Origin of the sequence: Capillimicrobium parvum, from assembly GCF_021172045.1 — a bacterium.
Classification (GTDB): domain Bacteria; phylum Actinomycetota; class Thermoleophilia; order Solirubrobacterales; family Solirubrobacteraceae; genus Capillimicrobium; species Capillimicrobium parvum.
On the sequence record NZ_CP087164.1, the window covers coordinates 5,671,630 to 5,689,952 of the forward strand.

Annotated in this window: 22 protein-coding genes; 13 read left to right on the forward strand and 9 right to left on the reverse strand. The window is 73.1% G+C overall.

Going from position 1 to position 18,323, the window contains the following annotated elements; genetic code table 11:
* Positions 1 to 110: 110 nt before the first annotated feature.
* The 7 genes from DSM104329_RS27450 (at position 111) to DSM104329_RS27480 (ending at position 5,995) form a co-directional block, all read left to right on the forward strand.
* Positions 111 to 1,376, forward strand: coding sequence for an adenosylmethionine--8-amino-7-oxononanoate transaminase (locus tag DSM104329_RS27450; protein WP_259313058.1), 1,266 nt, complete (start codon positions 111 to 113; stop codon positions 1,374 to 1,376).
* The gene (gene bioD / locus DSM104329_RS27455) at positions 1,373 to 2,047 is read left to right on the forward strand and encodes a dethiobiotin synthase (protein WP_259313059.1); all 675 of its coding nucleotides are present in this window, start codon (positions 1,373 to 1,375) and stop codon (positions 2,045 to 2,047) included. Before DSM104329_RS27450 ends, bioD begins: the two co-directional genes overlap by 4 nt.
* The gene (bioB, locus tag DSM104329_RS27460) at positions 2,044 to 3,039 is read left to right on the forward strand and encodes a biotin synthase BioB (protein ID WP_259313060.1); all 996 of its coding nucleotides are present in this window, start codon (positions 2,044 to 2,046) and stop codon (positions 3,037 to 3,039) included. The genes bioD and bioB overlap by 4 nt, the downstream gene beginning before the upstream one ends.
* Positions 3,036 to 3,263, forward strand: a complete 228-nt coding sequence (gene bsaP / locus DSM104329_RS27465) for a biotin synthase auxiliary protein BsaP (RefSeq protein WP_259313061.1) — start codon at positions 3,036 to 3,038, stop codon at positions 3,261 to 3,263. The genes bioB and bsaP overlap by 4 nt, the downstream gene beginning before the upstream one ends.
* A gap of 74 nt (positions 3,264 to 3,337) precedes the next feature.
* Positions 3,338 to 4,477 (forward strand): 8-amino-7-oxononanoate synthase, encoded by a 1,140-nt coding sequence (bioF, locus tag DSM104329_RS27470; RefSeq protein ID WP_259313062.1) that lies wholly within the window; start codon positions 3,338 to 3,340, stop codon positions 4,475 to 4,477.
* A gap of 28 nt (positions 4,478 to 4,505) precedes the next feature.
* On the forward strand, positions 4,506 to 5,282 hold the full coding sequence (locus tag DSM104329_RS27475) for an Fpg/Nei family DNA glycosylase (protein WP_259313063.1): 777 nt from the start codon (positions 4,506 to 4,508) through the stop codon (positions 5,280 to 5,282).
* Entirely contained in the window at positions 5,279 to 5,995 is a 717-nt protein-coding gene (locus DSM104329_RS27480; protein WP_259313064.1) for a glycerophosphodiester phosphodiesterase, read from the forward strand. Before DSM104329_RS27475 ends, DSM104329_RS27480 begins: the two co-directional genes overlap by 4 nt.
* 5 nt (positions 5,996 to 6,000) lie before the next feature.
* Here the strand turns inward: DSM104329_RS27480 and DSM104329_RS27485 are convergent, their stop codons facing one another.
* On the reverse strand, positions 6,001 to 6,498 hold the full coding sequence (locus DSM104329_RS27485; RefSeq protein ID WP_259313065.1) for a hypothetical protein: 498 nt from the start codon (positions 6,496 to 6,498) through the stop codon (positions 6,001 to 6,003).
* A 72-nt stretch (positions 6,499 to 6,570) separates the two neighbouring features.
* On the opposite strand from DSM104329_RS27485, the gene DSM104329_RS27490 reads away from it, so the two are divergent.
* The 3 genes from DSM104329_RS27490 to DSM104329_RS27500 are packed head-to-tail and all read left to right on the forward strand — an operon-like array spanning position 6,571 to position 8,082.
* Positions 6,571 to 7,266 (forward strand): Crp/Fnr family transcriptional regulator, encoded by a 696-nt coding sequence (locus DSM104329_RS27490; protein ID WP_259313066.1) that lies wholly within the window; start codon positions 6,571 to 6,573, stop codon positions 7,264 to 7,266.
* Positions 7,250 to 7,672, forward strand: a complete 423-nt coding sequence (locus tag DSM104329_RS27495; protein ID WP_326924467.1) for an NUDIX hydrolase — start codon at positions 7,250 to 7,252, stop codon at positions 7,670 to 7,672. The genes DSM104329_RS27490 and DSM104329_RS27495 overlap by 17 nt, the downstream gene beginning before the upstream one ends.
* An 11-nt stretch (positions 7,673 to 7,683) precedes the next feature.
* Positions 7,684 to 8,082: an ASCH domain-containing protein gene (locus tag DSM104329_RS27500; protein WP_259313067.1), complete on the forward strand. Its 399-nt coding sequence runs from the start codon at positions 7,684 to 7,686 to the stop codon at positions 8,080 to 8,082.
* Here the strand turns inward: DSM104329_RS27500 and DSM104329_RS27505 are convergent.
* The gene (locus DSM104329_RS27505) at positions 8,079 to 9,200 is read right to left on the reverse strand and encodes a hypothetical protein (protein ID WP_259313068.1); all 1,122 of its coding nucleotides are present in this window, start codon (positions 9,198 to 9,200) and stop codon (positions 8,079 to 8,081) included. The two genes, DSM104329_RS27500 and DSM104329_RS27505, sit on opposite strands and share 4 nt — an antisense overlap.
* Before the next feature lie 142 nt (positions 9,201 to 9,342).
* Here DSM104329_RS27505 and groES point away from each other — a divergent pair, with 142 nt between their 5' ends.
* Complete coding sequence (gene groES / locus DSM104329_RS27510; protein ID WP_259313069.1) at positions 9,343 to 9,636, forward strand: co-chaperone GroES; 294 nt, start codon at positions 9,343 to 9,345, stop codon at positions 9,634 to 9,636.
* Positions 9,637 to 9,652: 16 nt separating this feature from the next.
* Complete coding sequence (gene groL / locus DSM104329_RS27515) at positions 9,653 to 11,278, forward strand: chaperonin GroEL (RefSeq protein WP_259313070.1); 1,626 nt, start codon at positions 9,653 to 9,655, stop codon at positions 11,276 to 11,278.
* A gap of 359 nt (positions 11,279 to 11,637) precedes the next feature.
* Here the strand turns inward: groL and DSM104329_RS27520 are convergent, their stop codons facing one another.
* Positions 11,638 to 11,973: an ArsC/Spx/MgsR family protein gene (locus DSM104329_RS27520; RefSeq protein WP_259313071.1), complete on the reverse strand. Its 336-nt coding sequence runs from the start codon at positions 11,971 to 11,973 to the stop codon at positions 11,638 to 11,640.
* 22 nt (positions 11,974 to 11,995) lie between these two features.
* On the opposite strand from DSM104329_RS27520, the gene DSM104329_RS27525 reads away from it, so the two are divergent.
* On the forward strand, positions 11,996 to 12,415 hold the full coding sequence (locus DSM104329_RS27525) for a helix-turn-helix domain-containing protein (protein ID WP_259313072.1): 420 nt from the start codon (positions 11,996 to 11,998) through the stop codon (positions 12,413 to 12,415).
* On the opposite strand, the gene DSM104329_RS27530 is transcribed toward DSM104329_RS27525, so the two are convergent.
* From DSM104329_RS27530 to DSM104329_RS27555, 6 genes are read right to left on the reverse strand one after another with little or no spacing between them, the layout of a single operon-like run.
* Positions 12,412 to 13,647 (reverse strand): M48 family metalloprotease, encoded by a 1,236-nt coding sequence (locus DSM104329_RS27530; protein WP_259313073.1) that lies wholly within the window; start codon positions 13,645 to 13,647, stop codon positions 12,412 to 12,414. The genes DSM104329_RS27525 and DSM104329_RS27530 overlap by 4 nt on opposite strands.
* Positions 13,647 to 15,044 carry a DUF4389 domain-containing protein gene (locus tag DSM104329_RS27535; RefSeq protein WP_259313074.1) on the reverse strand — a complete coding sequence of 466 codons (1,398 nt, stop codon included), beginning with the start codon at positions 15,042 to 15,044 and terminating at the stop codon, positions 13,647 to 13,649. Before DSM104329_RS27535 ends, DSM104329_RS27530 begins: the two co-directional genes overlap by 1 nt.
* 33 nt (positions 15,045 to 15,077) lie before the next feature.
* Positions 15,078 to 15,857 (reverse strand): fumarylacetoacetate hydrolase family protein, encoded by a 780-nt coding sequence (locus tag DSM104329_RS27540; RefSeq protein WP_259313075.1) that lies wholly within the window; start codon positions 15,855 to 15,857, stop codon positions 15,078 to 15,080.
* The gene (locus tag DSM104329_RS27545) at positions 15,854 to 16,666 is read right to left on the reverse strand and encodes an acetoacetate decarboxylase family protein (RefSeq protein WP_259313076.1); all 813 of its coding nucleotides are present in this window, start codon (positions 16,664 to 16,666) and stop codon (positions 15,854 to 15,856) included. The genes DSM104329_RS27540 and DSM104329_RS27545 overlap by 4 nt, the downstream gene beginning before the upstream one ends.
* The gene (locus DSM104329_RS27550) at positions 16,663 to 17,379 is read right to left on the reverse strand and encodes a gamma-glutamyl-gamma-aminobutyrate hydrolase family protein (RefSeq protein WP_259313077.1); all 717 of its coding nucleotides are present in this window, start codon (positions 17,377 to 17,379) and stop codon (positions 16,663 to 16,665) included. Before DSM104329_RS27550 ends, DSM104329_RS27545 begins: the two co-directional genes overlap by 4 nt.
* A complete protein-coding gene (locus DSM104329_RS27555; protein ID WP_259313078.1) occupies positions 17,376 to 18,317 on the reverse strand; it encodes a TIGR03619 family F420-dependent LLM class oxidoreductase in 942 nt (313 codons plus the stop codon). Before DSM104329_RS27555 ends, DSM104329_RS27550 begins: the two co-directional genes overlap by 4 nt.
* Positions 18,318 to 18,323: the final 6 nt, after the last annotated feature.

The window sequence follows — 18,323 nt, forward strand, 5'->3', positions numbered from 1 at the left end:
GGATAGGCCCTTGGCGCCGAGAACCCGGAGCCCGCGGCCTGGACATCCCCCAGCGCATCGTCGAATGCCACGGCGCCCGGCGACCCGCGGCCGCTAGGGTCCTGGCGGCCGTGCCGCACGTGACCGACAGGCCCGACGTCCTCGATCTCGACGCGCGCCACGTGTGGCACCCGTACGGCCCGATGCCCGCCACGACGGCACCGCTGCAGGTGGTCGCCGCCGAGGGCGTGCGGCTGCGCCTGGCCGACGGCCGCGAGCTGATCGACGGCATGGCCTCCTGGTGGTGCGCGGTCCACGGCTACCGCCACCCCGCGCTCGACGCCGCCGCGCACGAGCAGATCGACCGCATGGCGCACGTCATGTTCGGCGGACTGACCCACGAGCCGGCGGTGCGCCTGGCGCAGCGCCTCGTCGAGCTGACGCCCGATCCGCTGCAGCACGTGTTCTTCTCCGACTCCGGGTCGGTCGCCGTCGAGGTGGCCCTGAAGCTGTGCCTGCAGGCGCGGCCCGGCCGCCGCCGCATGCTCACCGTCCGCGGCGGCTACCACGGCGACACGTTCGGCGCGATGTCGGTCTGCGATCCCGTCGGCGGCATGCACGCCCTGTTCACCGGCGCGCTGACCGAGCAGGTCTTCGCCGACCGCCCGCCGCGCGTGCTCGACGACGCCTACGCCGACCACCTGCGCGTGCTCGTCGACCGCCACGCGCACGAGCTCGCGGGCGTCATCGTCGAGCCGGTCGTCCAGGGCGCGGGCGGCATGTGGTTCTACGACCCGTCGGTCCTGCGCCTGCTGCGCGAGCTGTGCGACCGCCACGGACTGCTGCTCGTCGCCGACGAGATCGCCACCGGGTTCGGCCGCACCGGCACGCTGTTCGCGTGCGAGCACGCGGGCGTGATCCCCGACGTCCTGTGTCTGGGCAAGGCGCTCAGCGGCGGATACCTCACGCTCGCCGCCACGCTGACGACCACGGACGTGGCGACCGGCCTCGAAGAGGGCACGCTCATGCACGGCCCCACGTACATGGCCAACCCGCTCGCCTGCTCGGTGGCGTTGGCCTCGACCGGGCTCATCGCCGACGGCGGTTGGCGCGACGACGTGCCCCGCATCGAGCGCGGCCTGCGCGCCGGCCTCGCGCCGGCGCGCGCGATGCCGGGGGTCGCCGACGTCCGCGTCCTCGGCGCGATCGGCGTCATCGCGCTCGACGCGCCCGTCGACGTGGCCGCGGCGCAGGCGGCGGCGGTCGAGCGCGGCGTGTGGCTGCGCCCGTTCCGCGACCTGGTCTACGCGATGCCGCCCTACGTCATGGACGACGACGACCTGGCCGGCGTGACCGCCGCGATGGTGGCCGCCGCGGCGGCCGGAGCCGCGGCGTGAGGGTCGTGGCCATCGCCGGGACGGACACCGGCGTGGGCAAGACGATCGTCACCGCCGCGCTGGCCGCCCGCGCCCGCGCCCGCGGCGAGCGGGTCGCCGTCGTCAAGCCCGCACAGACCGGCGTCGGCGCCGGCGAGCCCGGCGACGTCGACGACGTGCGGCGCCTGAGCGGGGTCGACGACGTCCACGAGCTCGTCCGCCTCGGCGAGCCGCTGGCTCCCGCCACGGCCGCCGCCCGCGAGGGCCGCGCGGGCGTGTCGGCCGAGGCGATCGCCGCGGCGGTCCGCGAGCTCGACGGCCGCGACCTCGTGCTCGTCGAGGGCGCCGGCGGCCTCCTCGTCCGCCTGGGCGAGGACGGCTCGACGCTCGCCGACGTCGCGGGACGCCTCGACGCGGCGGTGGTCGTCGTCGCGCGCGCCGGCCTGGGCACGCTGAACCACGCCGCGCTGACCTGCGAGGCGCTCGCCGCCCGCGGCCTGCGCTGCCCCGGCGTCGTCATCGGCGCGTGGCCCGCAGCCCCCGATCTCGCCGCATGCTGCAACCTACGGGACCTGCCCGCGTATACCGGCAGGCCCGTCCTGGGACGCGTTCCCGAGGGGGCGGGCCGGCTGGAGCCCGGTGCGTTCTTCGACGGAGCACGTGAATGGATCACCACGGAGGAACCGATATGACCGACATCCTCGACATCGCCCGCGAGCAGGTGCTCGAGCGCGGCGAGGGCCTCGACGAGGCGCAGATCCTCGAGGTGCTGCACCTGCCCGACGAGCGCGTCGACGACGCGCTCGCCCTGGCCCACGAGGTGCGCATGCGCTGGTGCGGCCCCGACGTCGAGGTCGAGGGCATCGTCAGCCTCAAGACGGGCGGCTGCCCCGAGGACTGCCACTTCTGCTCGCAGTCGGGCCGCTTCGAGACGCCGGTGCGCGCCGCGCGGCTCGACATCCCGTCGCTCGTCGAGGCGGCGCGCCAGACCGCGCAGACCGGGGCGACCGAGTTCTGCATCGTGGCCGCCGTGCGCGGCCCCGACGACCGGCTCATGGCGCAGGTGCGCGACGGCATCGAGGCGATCCGCGCCGCCGTCGACATCAACATCGCCTGCTCGCTGGGCATCCTCACCGAGGCGCAGGCCGACGAGCTGCAGGAGATGGGCGTCCACCGCTACAACCACAACCTCGAGGCGGCGCGCTCGCACTTCCCGGAGGTCGTCACCACACACACGTGGGAGGAGCGCCGCGAGACGATCGAGCTCGTGCGCGAGCGCGGCATGGAGGTCTGCTGCGGCTGCATCATCGGCATGGGCGAGACGCTCGAGCAGCGCGCCGAGCTCGCCGCCCAGCTCGCCGACGTACAGCCCGACGAGGTCCCGATGAACTTCCTCGACCCGCGGCCGGGCACGCCGTTCGCCGACCTGCCGGCGGTCGAGGCCCAGGACGCGCTGCGCGCGATCGCGGCGTTCCGGCTGGCGATGCCCCGGACGATCCTGCGCTTCGCGGGCGGCCGCGAGCTGACGCTCGGCGACCTCGGCGCCCGGCAGGGCGTGCTCGGCGGGATCAACGCGGTGATCGTCGGCAACTACCTGACGACGCTCGGCCGCGACCCGCAGGACGACCTCGACCTCCTGGCCGAGCTGTCGATGCCGGTCAAGGAGCTGAGCAAGACGCTGTGAGCGCGCAGGCCACAGCCCCGGATCAGCGGCTGGCCGCGGGACCGTACTGCGACGGCTGCGGCCGCCCCGCGGACGAGGGCGACCACGGACGCTGCCGGGCGCGGCGCGCGGCGACCGACCCGCCGCGCTGGTGCACCGCGTGCGGGCGCAAGCTCGTCGTGCAGGTGCTGCCCGTCGGCTGGACGGCGAGGTGCGTGAAGTGCGGGCCGCTGCCGCCGAGCTAGGGGTGGCGACCGACGCCCGCACCGCCCACGGTGCCGTACTGAGGGCTGCGTCGGGAGGCGGGCCCCCGAGCGGCGTGTCGGCCGTGGTCGAGGACCTGCGGGCCGCGGGCCTGCTGCGCGAGCTGCGCACCGTCGAGAGCGCCCAGGGCGCGCACGTGCGCCTCGACGGCCGCGACGTGCTGCTGCTGTGCTCGAACGACTACCTCGGCCTCGCCGAGGATCCGCGGGTGCGCGACGCGGCGGCGCGGGCCGTGCACGAGTGGGGCGCGGGCGCCGGGGCGTCGCGCCTGGTCTCGGGCAACATGACGCCGCACCGCGAGCTCGAAGCCGAGCTCGCCGCGTTCAAGGGCACCGAGGCGTGCGTGCTCTTCGGCTCAGGCTTCCTGGCGAACACGGGCGTCGTCGCGGCGCTGGCCGGACCGGGCGAAGTGGTCGTGTCCGACGCGCTCAACCACGCCTCGATCGTCGACGGCTGCCGGCTCGCGCAGGCCGAGACGATCGTCTACCCGCACGCCGACCTCGACGGCCTGGCCGCCGCGCTGGACCGCGCGGCCGGCCGCCGGGCCACGATCGTCACCGACTCGGTCTTCTCCATGGACGGCGACGTCGCGCCGCTGCACGGCATCGTCGAGCTCGCCCGCCGCCACGGCGCCCGGGTGATCGTCGACGAGGCGCACGCCACCGGCGTCATCGGGCCGGCCGGCCGCGGGCTCGTCGCCGAGCTGGGCCTCGAAGGCGAGATCGACGTCGTGGTCGGCACGCTGTCCAAGGCCCTGGGCAGCTACGGCGCCTTCGCGTGCTGCAGCGCCGAGCTGGCGACGTTCCTCGTCAACCGGGCTCGGACCGTGATCTTCTCCACCGGCCTGCCGCCGTCGTGCGTCGCCGCGGCCGGCGAGGCGCTGCGGATCCTGCGCAACGAGCCCCGGGTCGTCGGCCGGCTGCACGCCAACGCGCGGGCGCTGCGCGCCGAGCTCGCCGCGCAGGGCTTGGCCGTCGAGCCCGGCGACATGCCGATCGTGCCGCTGGTCATCGGTGATCCCGAGGCGGCGATGGGCCTGTGCGAGGCCGCGCTCGACCGGGGCGTGTTCGCCCAGGCGATCCGCCCGCCGACGGTCCCCGACGGCACGTCGCGCCTGCGGCTCGTGGCGATGGCGAGCCACACCGAGGCCGAGCTGCGCGACGCGGCCCGGGTGCTCGGCGCGCTCACCGGCTGACGCGCGGCCCGCGCCTACCCTGGGGAGCGTGCCGGAGGGCGACACGATCCACTACGCGGCGAGCCGGATCCGGCCGATCCTCGAGGGCGTCGTGCCCGACGAGCTCGCCACGCCGCACCCGCGCTTCGCCGCCGACCGCTGGCCGCAGCGGCTCGCCGGCCGCGCCGTGGCCTCGGTCGACGCGATCGGCAAGCACCTCTTCCTGCGCTTCGAGGGCGACCTCGTCATCCACTCCCACCTGCGCATGACCGGCAGCTGGGGCACGTACGCGCCGGGCCGGCCCTGGCGCCGCTCGCCGCGCCGGGCCTGGTTCGTCGCGCGGGCCGCCGGCGGCGAGGTGGTGCAGTTCGACGGCCCGGTGCTCGAGCTCATGACCGCCGCCCGTGCCCGCGCCGACCAGCGCATCGCCGGCCTCGGCCCCGACATCCTCGCCCCCGAGCTCGACGAGGACCGCTTCCTGCGCCGCCTGCGCGCCGACGACCCCAGCCGTCCCATCGGCGACGCGCTGCTCGACCAGCGCACGATCGCGGGCATCGGCAACCTCTGGAAGTGCGAGGGCTGCTTCGCCGCCGGCGTCGATCCGTGGCGGCCCGCCGGGCAGGTCTCCGACGAGGAGGTGCTCGCGATCGTCCGCGAGACGCGCCCGCGGATGCAGCGCTCCGCCCGGGACGGCTACCAGAAGCGCTTCGAGCGCGTCTACGGGCGCAGCGGACGGCCGTGCCCGCGTTGCGGTGCGCGCATCCGCCGGCGCGGCCAGTGGGAGGACAACCGCCCGACGTTCTGGTGCCCGGGGTGCCAGACGTGACCGTGGAGCCTCGCAGCCGCCCGCGGCGCGTCGGCCACAAGGGCGCCGACCACATCGCGCCCGGCAACACCGCCGCCTCGTTCGACGCCGCGCTCGCGCACGGTGTCGACATGATCGAGTTCGACGTGCTGTCCGAGCACCAGGACGGCACCGGCGGGCTCTACCTCGCCCACGACTACACCGCCCTGCGCTCCGGCGCCGCGATGACGCTCGAGGAGGGGCTCGCGCACCTCGCCGGCGAGACGTTCGCCGCCGTCGAGCTCGACGTCGACCTCAAGCTGCGCGGCTACGAGCTGCAGGTGCTCGACGCCCTGCGCCGGCACGGGCTCGTCGACCGGGTCCTCGTCTCGACGATGGAGACCGACAGCCTCGCCCTGCTGCGCGCCGCCGAGCCGCGGCTGCGGCTCGGCTGGTCGGTGCCGAAGCTGCGGCGCGACCCGATGCGCTCGCCCTGGAAGCGCCCGGCGGCGATCGCGGTCGGCGTGGCCTACCGCGCGGCGCTGCCGCGCTACGCCGCCGCCGCGGTGCGGGCGGGCCGCGTCGACGCGCTCATGGCGCACTGGCGCCTCGTCACGCCCCGCCTCGTCGACCATCTGCACGCCGCGGGCGGCGAGGTCTTCGTCTGGACGGTCGACGACCGCGAGCAGATCGCCCGGCTCGAGGCGCTCGGCGTCGACGGGGTCATCTCGAACGACCCCCGGCTCTTCGGCTGAGGCGCTCAGCCGCGCAGGACGCAGGCGGCGGCCGAGAACGTCTTCGGATCGGCGCCGGCGGTCGACCGGTGGCCCTTCTCGGTGATCCGCCGCGAGTGGCGCACGACCTTGTTGGCCACCCGCCACTGGAAGTCGACCACGCCGCGCAGCCGCAGCGTCTCGCCGGCGGCGGGCTTCTCGTAGCGGAAGATCTGGCCGGCCTGGCGCGTCGCCTTGCCGCTGCCGATCTTCACGAACCCGGAGTTCCCGCCGGTGCCGAGGATGTTGTGCCAGAGCTTGTCGGCCGGATCGCGCCACTGCACGCGGAAGCGCATGTACAGGCGCACGCTCTTGCGCGGGAGCCCGGGCATCGAGGCACGGATCCCGATCGCGGATGGGTGCTTGGCCGTATCGCAGATGTTCACCGTGGCCCACAGCGGGACCTTCGGCGGCCTGGGTGCGGCCGCGGCGACGGGGGTGAGCGCGAGCGCGAGCAGCATCGCGGCGACGAGCGTGCGAGCCATCCGGATCACCTTAGGGTCATCGGCCATCGCAGAAGCCGCTGCATCGCGCTGCCTGGCATGCTGGGAGGGGTGATGGGTCCGACCACCGAGGAGGCCGTGGCGCTGCTGCATGGCGTTCCCGTGTTCGAGACGCTCGGGGACGCCGACCTGCTGCGCATCGCCCAGGTGGCGGTCCCGCGCTCGTTCCAGGCCGGCGACGTCATCTTCCGCGAGGGGGACGCGAGCGACACGTGCTACGTCGTGGGCGACGGCCACGCCCGCGCGATCCGCGAGCACCCGGACGGCCGCACGATCACGCTCGCGCACTTCGGCCCGGGCGACATCTTCGGTGAGCTGGCGATCTTCGACGACGAGCGGCGCTCCGCCACCGTGGAGGCCCTCGACGACCTCCGGGTCATCGGAATCACCGGCCCGGACTTCCGCCGCCTGCTGAGCGAGCACCCGGAGCTGTCGGCCAAGATCGTCATCTCGCTGGGACGCCGGCTGCGCGAGGCCAACGAGCGCCTGAGCCGCCAGAGCTTCCAGACCGTCCAGAGCCGGGTCGCCACCGTCCTGGCCGAGCTCGTCGCCGACGCCCAGCGCGAGGGCGCCCGCGAGCGCGACGTCCTGGTGACGGTCACGCAGGCCGACATCGCGCAGCTGGCGGGGTCGTCGCGCGAGTCGGCCAGCCGCTTCCTCGCGGTCCTCGAGCGCGCCGGCGTCATCGCCCAGGGCCGCGGCCGCATCACCGTCCACGACCCGGAGGCGCTCGGTGGGTACGTCTACTGAGTTCTCCGCCGGCGGGGTCGTGGTGCGCGGGGGTGAGACGATCGTCATCGTCCCGACCCGCCGGGCCGCCAGCGGCCGGGCCGTCCTGGCGCTGCCCAAGGGCCACGTCGACCCGGGCGAGACGGCGCCCGAGGCCGCCACCCGCGAGGTCCGCGAGGAGGCCGGCGTGGAGGCCGAGCTCGTCGAGAAGCTGGGCGACGTGCGCTACTGGTACCAGCGCAACGGCATGCGGATCGCCAAGGTCGTCTCGTTCTACCTGTTCGACTACCGCGGGGGCGATCCGGCCGATCACGACGCCGAGGTCGAGGTCGCGCGCTGGGTCCCGCTCGAGCAGGCGGCGCGGGAGCTGAGCTACCGCGGCGAGCGCGAGATGGTGCGCAGGGCGCTCGAGCGCGTCCGCAGATAGACTGGCGCCCCTTGCAGGTCCTGAACTTCTACTCGCGCATCTTCGCCGACCAGCTCAAGCGCGGCCGCAAGACGGCCACCATCCGCCTGGGCGACAAGTCGCACAAATATCGCAAGAACCAGCTGGTCCTGGTCACGATCGGCTACCAGTACTCGCCGCGCGAGCGGATCTTCGAGGCGGTGATCGACCAGGTCGAGGTCAAGCGGGTCAAGGAGCTGTCCCCGCGCGACATCGAGCACGACAACCCCGAGTTCCGCCGCCACGAGGAGATGATCCACTTCCTCGAGCAGATCTACGGGCGGGCGGTGACCATGGAGGACGAGGTCACCGTGGTGCGCTTCAGCCAGATCGTCGACTCGCCCAGCGAGTTCACCGATCGCAAGCTGGGCATCGGCGGCGCGCAGAACTAGCCGGATGCGCGGACCGCGTCCGGCCGCGCGGGCTGGGGTGCGGCCGCCGGCGCGGGCGCGAGCTGGGCGAGATCGTTCTCGCGGTCGCCCTTCTGCATCAGGTTGATGCTGATGAGGAGCAGCAGGTCGACGCCGAGCCCGAAGACGGCGCCGAACTGCGACTCGATGAACGCAAAGCTACGGGTGAGGAAGATCGAGACGAGCAGGGCGCGCTCGAACCAGCGGTAGGCCGCCCCGCGGTCGCCCTGGCGCAGCCGCACGACGCCGATCGCCACGAGGATCCCCGACACGGTGCTCGAGACGAGGTTCAGCCAGTTGATCACCGACAGCTGGCTGATGTCGTCGCTCACCGCCCCGCTGCGCGCGCCGCCCAGATGCAGGCCGATCGAGAGGACGAGCTCGAACGTGAAGACGAGGCTCAGGACGCCCCACAGCACGATGACCGCGGTGACGAGCCGCGTGAACCTCTGCGTCTCGGCGAAGTTGAGGTAGGCGTCGCGCACGCGGCTCCAGGTGCGTTCGGGCCAGCGCGGCCGGGGCGCGGGCAGCGCCTCCACGCGGGCGAGCATCTCGCGGATCGGCGCGACGAGCGGATCGGTCTGGTCGGCCTGCTCGAGCAGCACCAGGGCGCGCCGACGCTCGCGCTCGTCGAAGTCGTGGCGCGCGGCCTCGGCGACGAGGTCGAGCGCGTTCGAGACGAGCTCGATCTGGGTCAGCCCGCGCCGGCGCTCGAGCCCGCGGATGACCAGGTACAGCCCGACGAAGACGAGGTAGATCAGCGCCGCGGCGGGCTTGAAGAAGTAGTTGTTGTCCGAGGTGATGAACTTGCCGAGCTCGTCGATGAAGAAGCCGAACCCGATGCCGCCGACGACAGCGGCCGGGCGGCGGATCGAGCGGTTGAGGTAGACGAGCAGCATCCCGATCGCGATGACCATGAAGATGCCGCCGTAGAGCAGGTGGGCGATGTGGAGCCCGTGCCCGCCGAGCTGCGGGTAGTTCGTCGCCCAGAGCTGGGTGCGGATGACGAGCACGGTCGCCACCCCCGCGACGAGGAAGGTCTGCAGCAGCGTGCCGAAGTCGGCGTCACGCGCGGGATGGCGCAGGAGTCGGATCCTCACCACCGGAAACCTAACGCCCGTCCTCCGGTGAAGAAGTCGTTGGCACTCTTGAGCCCAGAGTGCCAACGTTGCTAGGATTCCTCTCGGTTTGGCACTCTCGAAGGGGGAGTGCCAGCGGAATGTCACAACCGGAGGTCCACACATGAAGCTCAAGCCCCTGGGCGATCGGCTGATCGTGCAGGCGATCGAGGAGGAGCAGACGACCGCGAGCGGTCTTGTCCTCCCCGACACCGCCAAGGAGAAGCCCCAGAAGGGCAAGGTCCTTGCCGTCGGCGACGGCAAGTACGACGAGGATGGCGAGAAGCGCATCCCGCTCGACGTCGCCGTGGGCGACGAGGTCCTGTACTCCAAGTACGGCGGCACCGAGATCAAGGTCGACGGCGAGGACCTGCTGGTCCTGCGCGAGTCCGACGTCCTCGCCAAGGTCGAGTCCTAGGAGAAGCAACGAGAACATGGCTCACAAGGAACTGAAGTACGACGTCGAGGCGCGCAACGCGCTTCAGGCGGGCGTGGACGCCGTCGCCAACGCGGTGAAGGTCACGCTCGGCCCGAAGGGGCGCTACGTCGTCCTCGACAAGAAGTTCGGCGCCCCCACCATCACGAACGACGGCGTGACCATCGCTCGTGAGATCGAGGTCGAGGACGTCTTCCAGAACCAGGGCGCGCAGCTCGTCCGCGAGGTCGCCACGGCGACCAACGACGTCGCCGGCGACGGCACGACGACCGCGACCGTCCTGGCTCAGGCGATCGTCCGCGAGGGCCTGAAGAACGTCGCGGCCGGCGCCAACCCGCTCGGTCTCAAGCGCGGCATCGAGCTCGCCGTCAACCAGATCGTCGACGCCATCAAGGAGATGTCGACGGAGGTCAGCGGCAAGGACCAGATCGCCCGCGTCGCCACCATCTCGGCCGGCGACGAGGAGATCGGCGACGTCATCGCCGACGCGATCGAGAAGGTCGGCAAGGACGGCGTGGTCAACGTCGAGGAGGGCCAGACGTTCGGCATGGACCTCGAGTTCACCGAGGGCATGCAGTTCGACAAGGGCTACATCTCGCCCTACATGGTCACCGACCAGGACCGCATGGAGGCCGTGCTCGAGGATCCGTACATCCTCATCGCCAACCAGAAGATCGGCTCGGTCCGCGACCTTCTGCCGGTGCTCGAGCAGGTCATCCAGTCGGGCAAGCCGCTGCTGATCATCGCCGAGGACGTCGAGGGCGAGGCCCTCGCGACCCTGGTGGTCAACAAGCTGCGCGGCACGTTCACGGGCGTCGCCGTCAAGGCGCCGGGCTTCGGCGATCGCCGTAAGCGCATGCTCGAGGACATCGCCATCCTGTCGGGCGCGGAGGTCATCACCGAGGACCTCGGCCTCAAGCTCGAGAACACGCAGGTCTCGCAGCTCGGCCGGGCCCGCCGCGTCGTCGTGGCGAAGGACAACACGACGGTCGTCGACGGCGCCGGTGACACGGACGCGATCAAGGGCCGGATCAACCAGATCAAGTCCGAGATCGAGACGACCGACTCCGACTTCGACCGCGAGAAGCTCCAGGAGCGCCTCGCCAAGCTGTCGGGCGGCGTCGCCGTGGTCAAGGTCGGCGCGGCCACCGAGACCGAGATGAAGGAGAAGAAGCACCGGGTCGAGGACGCCCTTCAGGCGACCCGCGCGGCGCTCGAGGAGGGCATCGTGCCCGGCGGCGGCGTCGCGCTGCTGCGCGCGTCGGCCAAGGTCACGCCCGACGCCTTCGAGGACGACGAGCGCACGGGCGCGAAGATCGTCCTGCGCGCGCTCGAGGAGCCGATGCGTCAGATCGCGTTCAACGCGGGCCTCGAGGGCTCGGTCGTCGTCAACGACGTCCGCAAGGCCCGGGGCAAGAACGAGGGCCTGAACGCGGCCAACGGCGAGATCGTCGACCTGGTCAAGGCCGGCGTCATCGACCCCGCGATGGTCACGCGCTCGGCGCTGCAGAACGCGGCCTCGATCGCCAAGAACATCCTGACGACGGAGGCCATCGTCGCCGAGATCCCGGACAAGGACTCCGGTGGCGGCGGCGGGATGCCCGACATGTCGGGGATGATGTAGGCCGCGAGCAACGTTCGACCGAAGGTCCGAGCTTGCGAGGACCGGACGGCGAAACTCGCTCACTTCGAGGGCCCGGCACATGCCGGGCCCTCGTGCGTTCGGGGGCCGGGCCGGGCTGGTCAAGCTCGGCCGCGGTCGTGTCGCGCAGACGGCGTGGAGCGCCGTGAACGCGACGGGATCGGCCGTGCCGGGGCTGGCCAGCTCGGCCGCGGTCATGTCGCGCAGACGGCGTCGAGCGCCGTGAACGCGACAGGATCGGCCGTGCCGGTCAGGCCGGGAAGCGGTGCTGCGGGGCCCAGCCGAGCTCGGCACGGGCCGTCGCGTTCGCCGCTCCGCGCAGGTCGCTGGAGAACGCCGCGCTAGAGGATCTCGAGCACCCGTTCGACCGGCCGCGCGAGAACGGCCCGGTCGCCGTTGACCACGATCGGCCGCTGGAGCAGCTCGGGGCGCGCCACCATCGCCGCGACGATCGCCTCCTCGTCGCCGGCGGCCGCGAGCTCGCCCGCGCCGTCCTCGCGCATCCGCAGCGCCTGGCTGGGGCGCAGGCCGGCCTTGCGCAGCAACTCGCGCAGCTCATCCTCGCGCAGGCCTTCGACGTGGTACTCGACCCGCTCGGCGTCGACGCCCCGCTCGGCGAGCAGCGCCGAGAGCTGGCGACACGTGGTGCAGGTCCGCTTCTCGTAGACGGTGACCATCGCGTCAGGAGAATATGCGCCCATGGCGTCCCGTGCCCACGGTGAGCTGCTGGCCCGCGACGTCGGGGAGCTCGTCGGCGTGTCCGGCACCACCGTCGGCCAGTGGGCCCGCCGCGGCCTGATCCGCTCGTCGCAGTCCGACGCCGACCCGCGCGTCTACGGCGTCGAGGACGTCGGCGAGGCATCGGTGGTGGCGGAGCTGCTGGCGCGCGGTCTCGGCCACCGCGCGGTGCACTGCGCCATCGAGCGCCTGCGCGGCAACGGTCCGTGGCCGCTCAGCGAGGCCTGGCTGGCCACGACCGACGAGGCCCGCCCGCGGCTGGTCCTGCGCGAGAACGGCGCGAAGTACGCGCTCGACGCCCGCGGCTGGCAGCGCCTGGCCGTCGTGCCGCCGCTGCGCGAGGTGCGCGTGCGGCTGCACGCCGCACCCCCGACCGCCTAGCCGCTGTTGCGCGCCGCCCACGCGCGCGCCATCTCGATGCGCTCCCGGCCGCTCGGATGGGAGTCGAAGAGGACGTGCCACCAGCCCGGCGGATCCGGGTCGGCGAGCGCCTTGACGGTGAACCCCCGGAACAGCCCCTCCATCGCCTTCGGGTCGCGCGTCGCCTGCAGGGCGGTCCAGTCGGCCTCGGCCTCGTAGCGCCGCGACGACGCGTTCTGCAGCGGGCCGGTGACCAGGTTGAGCACCACGACGACGAACAGCGCGAGCGGCACCGCGGCCGCCTCGCCGAGCCCGCCGCGCCCGCGCGTGAAGAGCGCGACGATGAGCGCGGTCGGCAGGATCACGAGCGCGAACCAGCCGATCCCCTTGCCGAGATGGCGGCGCACCTGGTGGCCCAGCTCGTGGGCGACGACCACCCGCACCTCCGAGCGCGGGAAGCGGTCGGCCAGCGTGTCCCAGAGCACGACGCGCCGGCTCGGGCCGAGGCCCATCGCGTAGGCGTTCGGCTGGTCGGTGAACTCGTGGACCTGCTCGATGCGCACGGGGATGCGCCCGTCGAGACCCTCGCGCTCGCTCATCTGGCGGCTCTGGGCCTGCACCCAGTCCGGCGCGGGGTCGAGGTTCGGCGACAGGTACGGGGAGACGAACGTGAACAGGGCGTACAGGCCGACGAACACCGCCGCGGCGGGAATCCACCAGCGCTGGCGCAGCAGCCGGGCGAAGCCCATCGCGACCAGCAGGGCGAAGCAGACGAACAGGAACGTCCCGCCGAGCCCGGCGAGGTCCTCGAAGACCGCCTCCGCGTAGCCGACCTTCACGACGTCGTGCCGGCGCAGCCACCACAGGTCGACGACCGTGAACGGCAACTGGACGAGCCAGACGATCGCCAGGCCGAGCATGCCCAGCAGGAAGCCGGTGCCGATCGGGCCGGCCGCCGAGTCGCGGGCGAAGCGCGCCCCGCGCCACGCGTAGAGCCCGAGCGTGACGAGCAGCACCACGATGCTCAGCAGCGCGCTGACGCGCAGGAACGCCTCGAAGGACCTGGCGCGGTCGACGGCGCGAGCACCGAAGGTCTCGTTCACGTCCACCGGAGGATCGGGCAGGTCGCCGGGAACGATCGTGTGCCACAGCCTCGTCCCCGCGTAGACGCCCACGATGACGAGCACCGCGACGGACGTGACGGCGAGCGCGCGGCGAGCGGCGGGCGGGAGGCCGCGCCGCCCGTCCCGCACTACGGGGCCTCGGGGGCGTCCGGGCGCCACGTCGTCGGGGCCGGAGCCACCGGCGGCGCCCAGCCGGGCGGCGCCGCGGCCTCGGGGGCGAGCGGCGGGATCCGCTCGGGCGCGGAGGGCGCGCCCGCATCCGGCCCGGGCTCGACGAAGCCCGTGGCGAGCGTCGGGCCGCTGTACGGGTAGCGGTCGGTGAGGATCCACAGGTACGCGTTGACCTGCGCGCCGTAGCGGACGCAGAACGCGACCACGTCGCGCAGCCCCGCCGGCATCCTCGCGGTGAAGAGGGCGACGACCCAGCCGCCCACGCCGCACACGAGCAGCACCGTGCCGAGCGCGCTGCTGACCATGAGGGCCGGGACGGCGAGGACGATCCGGAAGAACGTGACCGCGCGGTGCTGCGGCGCCGGCGGGTCGATCTCGAGCTCGTACGGGTACGTGCCGGGATGGCCCATGAAGCCCGGGAACGGGTTGGCGGCCAGGAACAGGAAGGCGTACACGTGGGTCTGGTAGCGCAGGTACGCCGAGACGAACCGGTGCAGCCCGCCCGGCACCTGGCCCGCGAACAGCGCGCACAGCCAGTTGACGATCACCGCGAAGAACACGACGACGCCCCACAGGATCAGCCAGACGAGGTGCGGGAGCACGAGCAGCGCCCGGAACAGCACGATCATCCGGGCGCGCCGGCGATCGTCCTCGAGCCGCGCGCGGATCGGGTGGTCGGGCTGCGGCGCCGGGTTCGTCAGAGCGGGCGAGCTGTCCGGGTACCGGCTCGACAGCAGCGCGAAGTAGCCGTAGGCCTGCGCCGCGTAGCCGATGCAGTACAGCGCGAGGTCGCGCAGGCCGCGGGGGCTGCGGCCGCGCACGAGGCACGAGAACCAGAGCAGCACCGCGATGGTGGTCAGCACGCCGGTGGCCTGGAGGGCGAACCCGGTGGTGTCGCTCTCGCTGCCCGACGATCTGCTCCCGCTCCCCCCTCCGCCGCCGCCGACCAGCACGGCGGCGAGGATCAGCGGCGGCAGCGCGAGGAACAGCCGCAGCAGGATCGTCCACCGCGGCTGGCGCTCGGGCCCCGCGATCTCGACCTCGACCGCGTACTTGCCCGGGTCCCCGACGAAGCCCGGATACGGGTCCGCGGCAAGGCTCACGTAGGAGTACAGCTGCGCCGAGTAGCGCACGTACAGCGCGTAGAAGCTGTGCAGGCCGCTCGCGGGCAGGCCGGTGCACAGCGCCCAGATCCAGTGGAACGGGAGCAGGATCGCGGCGCCGACGCCCCACAGCGCCCACCAGATGAAGTGCGGGATCGCCAGGATCAGGCGGAAGAACACCGTGACGCGGGTGCGCTCCAGCGAGTCGTCGCGCAGGACCAGCTGGACGGGACGGCGGCTGTTGTCGGGCATAGAGGCTCCTACCCTCTCATGCCTTCGCGTCGCTCACATCGACGCGGCCTGGCGCTCGGCCTCGTCCTCGTCGATCGTCAGCGCGACGTGCAGGGTGTTGCCCGTCACGCGCGGCTGGTCGCCCACCGGCACGAGATCGCGGTCGAGCTCGACCACGTGGTTCTCCAGGCGGCCGATGCCGTCGACCTCGACCGCCACGACGTCGCCGATCTCGACGGGCCGCGAGTGGGCCGGTGTGCCGGTGAGCAGCACGTCGCCCGGCTCGAGCGTGATGAGCCGCGACAGGTCGGCGATCTGGTAGGCGAACGAGAACAGCAGGTCGGTGCCGGTGTGGCCCTCCTGCGCCAGCTCGCCGTTGACGTACGTGCGCAGCGTGAGGTCGTCGGGGTCGACGTCGCCGGCGTCGACCAGCGCCGGTCCCAGTGGGCAGAACCCGTCCTGGCCCTTGACGCGCAGCATCGAGCCGCGGTCGGCGTGGCGGAAGTCGTGCACGCCCCAGTCGTTGGCGACCGTGTAGCCCCGCACCACCTTCAGCGCGTCGGCCTTCGAGACGTTCACGCAGCGTTCGCCGATCACGACGGCGATCTCGCCCTCGTAGTTGAGGAAGCGGCAACCGCGCGGCCGCGCCACCGGCGCGCCGTGCGCGCTGAGCGACGACGGCGGCTTGAGGAACCAAGCGGGCACCTCGGGCGCGCGCGCCATCTTGTACTCCTCCACGCGCGACCGGTAGCTGAGGTGCGTGGCGAGGATCTTCGACGGGACGTCGATCGGCGCCAGCCAGGTCCCGTCCTCGGTGCGGCGCTCATGCCTCATCGGACCGGCATCTCCCTGTCGTGCTGGGCGACGACCTCGCCGCCGTGGACGGTGTAGCCGAAGGAGAAGCGAAAGCCCCGGCCGACCTCGATCGGGGCGATCGCCGCCAGGTCCTCCAGCGTGTCGTCGTAGAGGCGCAGCTCGGCGTCGCCCTCCCAGATCTCGGTGGCGTGGCGGTCGAAGCCGCCGGAGCGCACGAGCTCGAAGACGTCGGGCCGCGTGCCGTCGTAGGCGGGGAAGTGGCGCGTGTTGTGCATCGGCGGGTCGTTGACGGTCGGGCCGGTCTGCGAGACGCCGCGCAGCGTCACGACGGCGCGCGCGACCTGCCGGTCGTTCGCCGCGCACGTGGCGCCGAACCGGGCGCCCGGCTCGACCTTGGGCGCCGCCCGGCCCACCGGGAAGGTGCGCGTCATGTGGATCGAGCCGAGCTTCTTGGGGAAGCCCTGGATCCACCCGCGGTACATGGCGAAGTCCTTGTCGACCCAGATGTAGACGCAGCGGCTGACGGGCTGACCCTGGAACGTCGCGCCGACCACCAGGAAGAACTCCCGGTACTGCGACTGGATCGGGTCGACGAGCTCGTGGCCGTCGTCGCTGCACGACTGCCAGTCGGCGAAGATCGCCGCCATCATCCCCGCGCGGTCGTCGTCGTGCGGCTCCAGCTCGGGCGGCAGCAGCGCGGCCACCGCGTCCGGGTCGGTGCGGTACTCGACGATCAGGAAGTCGCCGGAGTAGTGCCACGGCGGCGGCGGAACGATCGACGCGCGGCCGTCGGGTGACAGCGGGGCGGTGTAGCCCTTCAGGGTCATGGTGTCGCGGTGCTCCTCACGAAGGCCTCGAACAGCAGTCGCTGGTCCGGCTCGGACATCTTCTCGGGATGCCACTGCACGCCCACGAGAAACGGCCCGTCGCCCTCGATCGCCTCGACGAGCCCGCCGGCGGCCCGGCCGGTCACGGCGAGCGTGCCGGCGTCGGCGATGGCGTGGTGGTGGATGGTGTTCACGTCGACGCGCCCGGCGCCGAAGATCGCGCGCACGCGCGAGCCCTCCGCCAGCTCGACGGGATGGCGCTCGGCCAGGATCTCCTCGGGCGTCAGCTCGGCGATGTCGCGGTGCGCGGCGACCGCCGGCAGGCGCTGGGCGAGCCGGCCGCCCGCCGCCACGGCGAGCAGCTGCGCCCCGCGGCAGACGCCGAGCACCGGCAGCTCGCGCGACCGCGCCTCGCGGACGAGCTCGAGCTCCCAGGCGTCGGCCGCCGGGTCGGCGTCGGCGACGTTCTCCGGCGCCGCGCCGTAGGTCGAGGGGTCGACGTCGCCGCCGCCCGACAGCAGCAGCCCGTCGAAGCCGTCGAGCGCCTCGGCTGCAGACGCCCCGGCGCGCGGCACGATCATCGGTAGGGCCCCTGCATCCGCGACCCGCTCGGAGTACGCGGGATCGAGCGCGTCGAGCACGGTGCGCTCGGCCAGGTAGGTCGGCACCACCCGCCGCCACGGCGTGATCGCGATCCGCGGGCGCCGGCTCACGCCATCGCCTCCACGCGCGCGGCCAAGCGGCGGCACAGGGCCGGCACCTCGCCCGGGTCGTCCGTGAACATCGACGGCTTGAAGCAGATCGTCGTGTAGCCGGCCTCGAGCTGGGCCGGGATCGCCTCCGCCGCCTCGTCGAGGTCGCCCGGATGCTCGTCGTCGGGAAAGCGCGGCCGGATGCCGCCGACGACCTCGAGCTCGGCGAAGTCGCGCCCGGCCGCGGCCATCGCGGCGCGCAGGGGCGCGATCTGCTCGGCGGTGGGCTGGCCGAACGGGTGCAGCCCGTGCCCGTACTCGACGAGCCGCCGGAGGATCCACGGCGCCACGTCGATGCCGCCGAACCACATGCGCGGCCCGTCGGGGCGGTACGGCTTGGGCTCGAGGTAGACGTCGTCGAAGGCGTAGTGGCGCCCATGGAACGCGGCGGGCGTCTGCGTCCACGCCGCCCGCCATGCCGCGAGATGCTCGTCGAGCAACTCGCCGCGGCGCTCGAACGGGACGCCGAGCGCCTCGTACTCGTCGCGGTGCCAGCTGACCGTCGGCTGCACGACGAGCCGGCCCTCTGAGACGAGGTCGAGCGCGGCGAGCTGGTGGGCGAGCAGCAGCGGGTGGCGCAGCGGCGCGATGATCGCCGCGCCGATGGGCCGCAGCCGCTCGGTCACCGCCGCGATGGCGCTCATGAGGACGATCGAGTCCGGCCACGGCGTCGCCGGGTCCTGGTTGCCGGGCGCCGCGTAGTCGCGCGGGTTGCCCATGATCCCGTTCGCGCCCGAGCTCGGCCCGAGGACGACGTGCTCGCTGAGCATCACGCCGTCGATGCCGGCGTCCTCGGCCTCCTGCGCCATGCGCACGAGCGCCCGCAGGTCGCGCGGCGGCGTGAGCGTCCAGTTCTCGGTGAGGACGAGGACGAGCCTCGGCGCGCCGCGCCCGCTCACCCTGGT

Excerpts from the sequence above, each read along its gene's own strand:
- DSM104329_RS27535 (WP_259313074.1), bottom strand. The coding sequence starts at position 15,044 with ATGCCCGACAACAGCCGCCGTCCCGTCCAGCTGGTCCTGCGCGACGAC.
- groL (WP_259313070.1), top strand. The coding sequence starts at position 9,653 with ATGGCTCACAAGGAACTGAAGTACGACGTCGAGGCGCGCAACGCGCTT.
- DSM104329_RS27540 (WP_259313075.1), bottom strand. The coding sequence starts at position 15,857 with ATGAGGCATGAGCGCCGCACCGAGGACGGGACCTGGCTGGCGCCGATC.
- DSM104329_RS27525 (WP_259313072.1), top strand. The coding sequence starts at position 11,996 with ATGGCGTCCCGTGCCCACGGTGAGCTGCTGGCCCGCGACGTCGGGGAG.
- DSM104329_RS27545 (WP_259313076.1), bottom strand. The coding sequence starts at position 16,666 with ATGACCCTGAAGGGCTACACCGCCCCGCTGTCACCCGACGGCCGCGCG.
- DSM104329_RS27520 (WP_259313071.1), bottom strand. The coding sequence starts at position 11,973 with ATGGTCACCGTCTACGAGAAGCGGACCTGCACCACGTGTCGCCAGCTC.
- groES (WP_259313069.1), top strand. The coding sequence starts at position 9,343 with ATGAAGCTCAAGCCCCTGGGCGATCGGCTGATCGTGCAGGCGATCGAG.
- DSM104329_RS27490 (WP_259313066.1), top strand. The coding sequence starts at position 6,571 with ATGGGTCCGACCACCGAGGAGGCCGTGGCGCTGCTGCATGGCGTTCCC.
- bioB (WP_259313060.1), top strand. The coding sequence starts at position 2,044 with ATGACCGACATCCTCGACATCGCCCGCGAGCAGGTGCTCGAGCGCGGC.
- DSM104329_RS27485 (WP_259313065.1), bottom strand. The coding sequence starts at position 6,498 with ATGGCTCGCACGCTCGTCGCCGCGATGCTGCTCGCGCTCGCGCTCACC.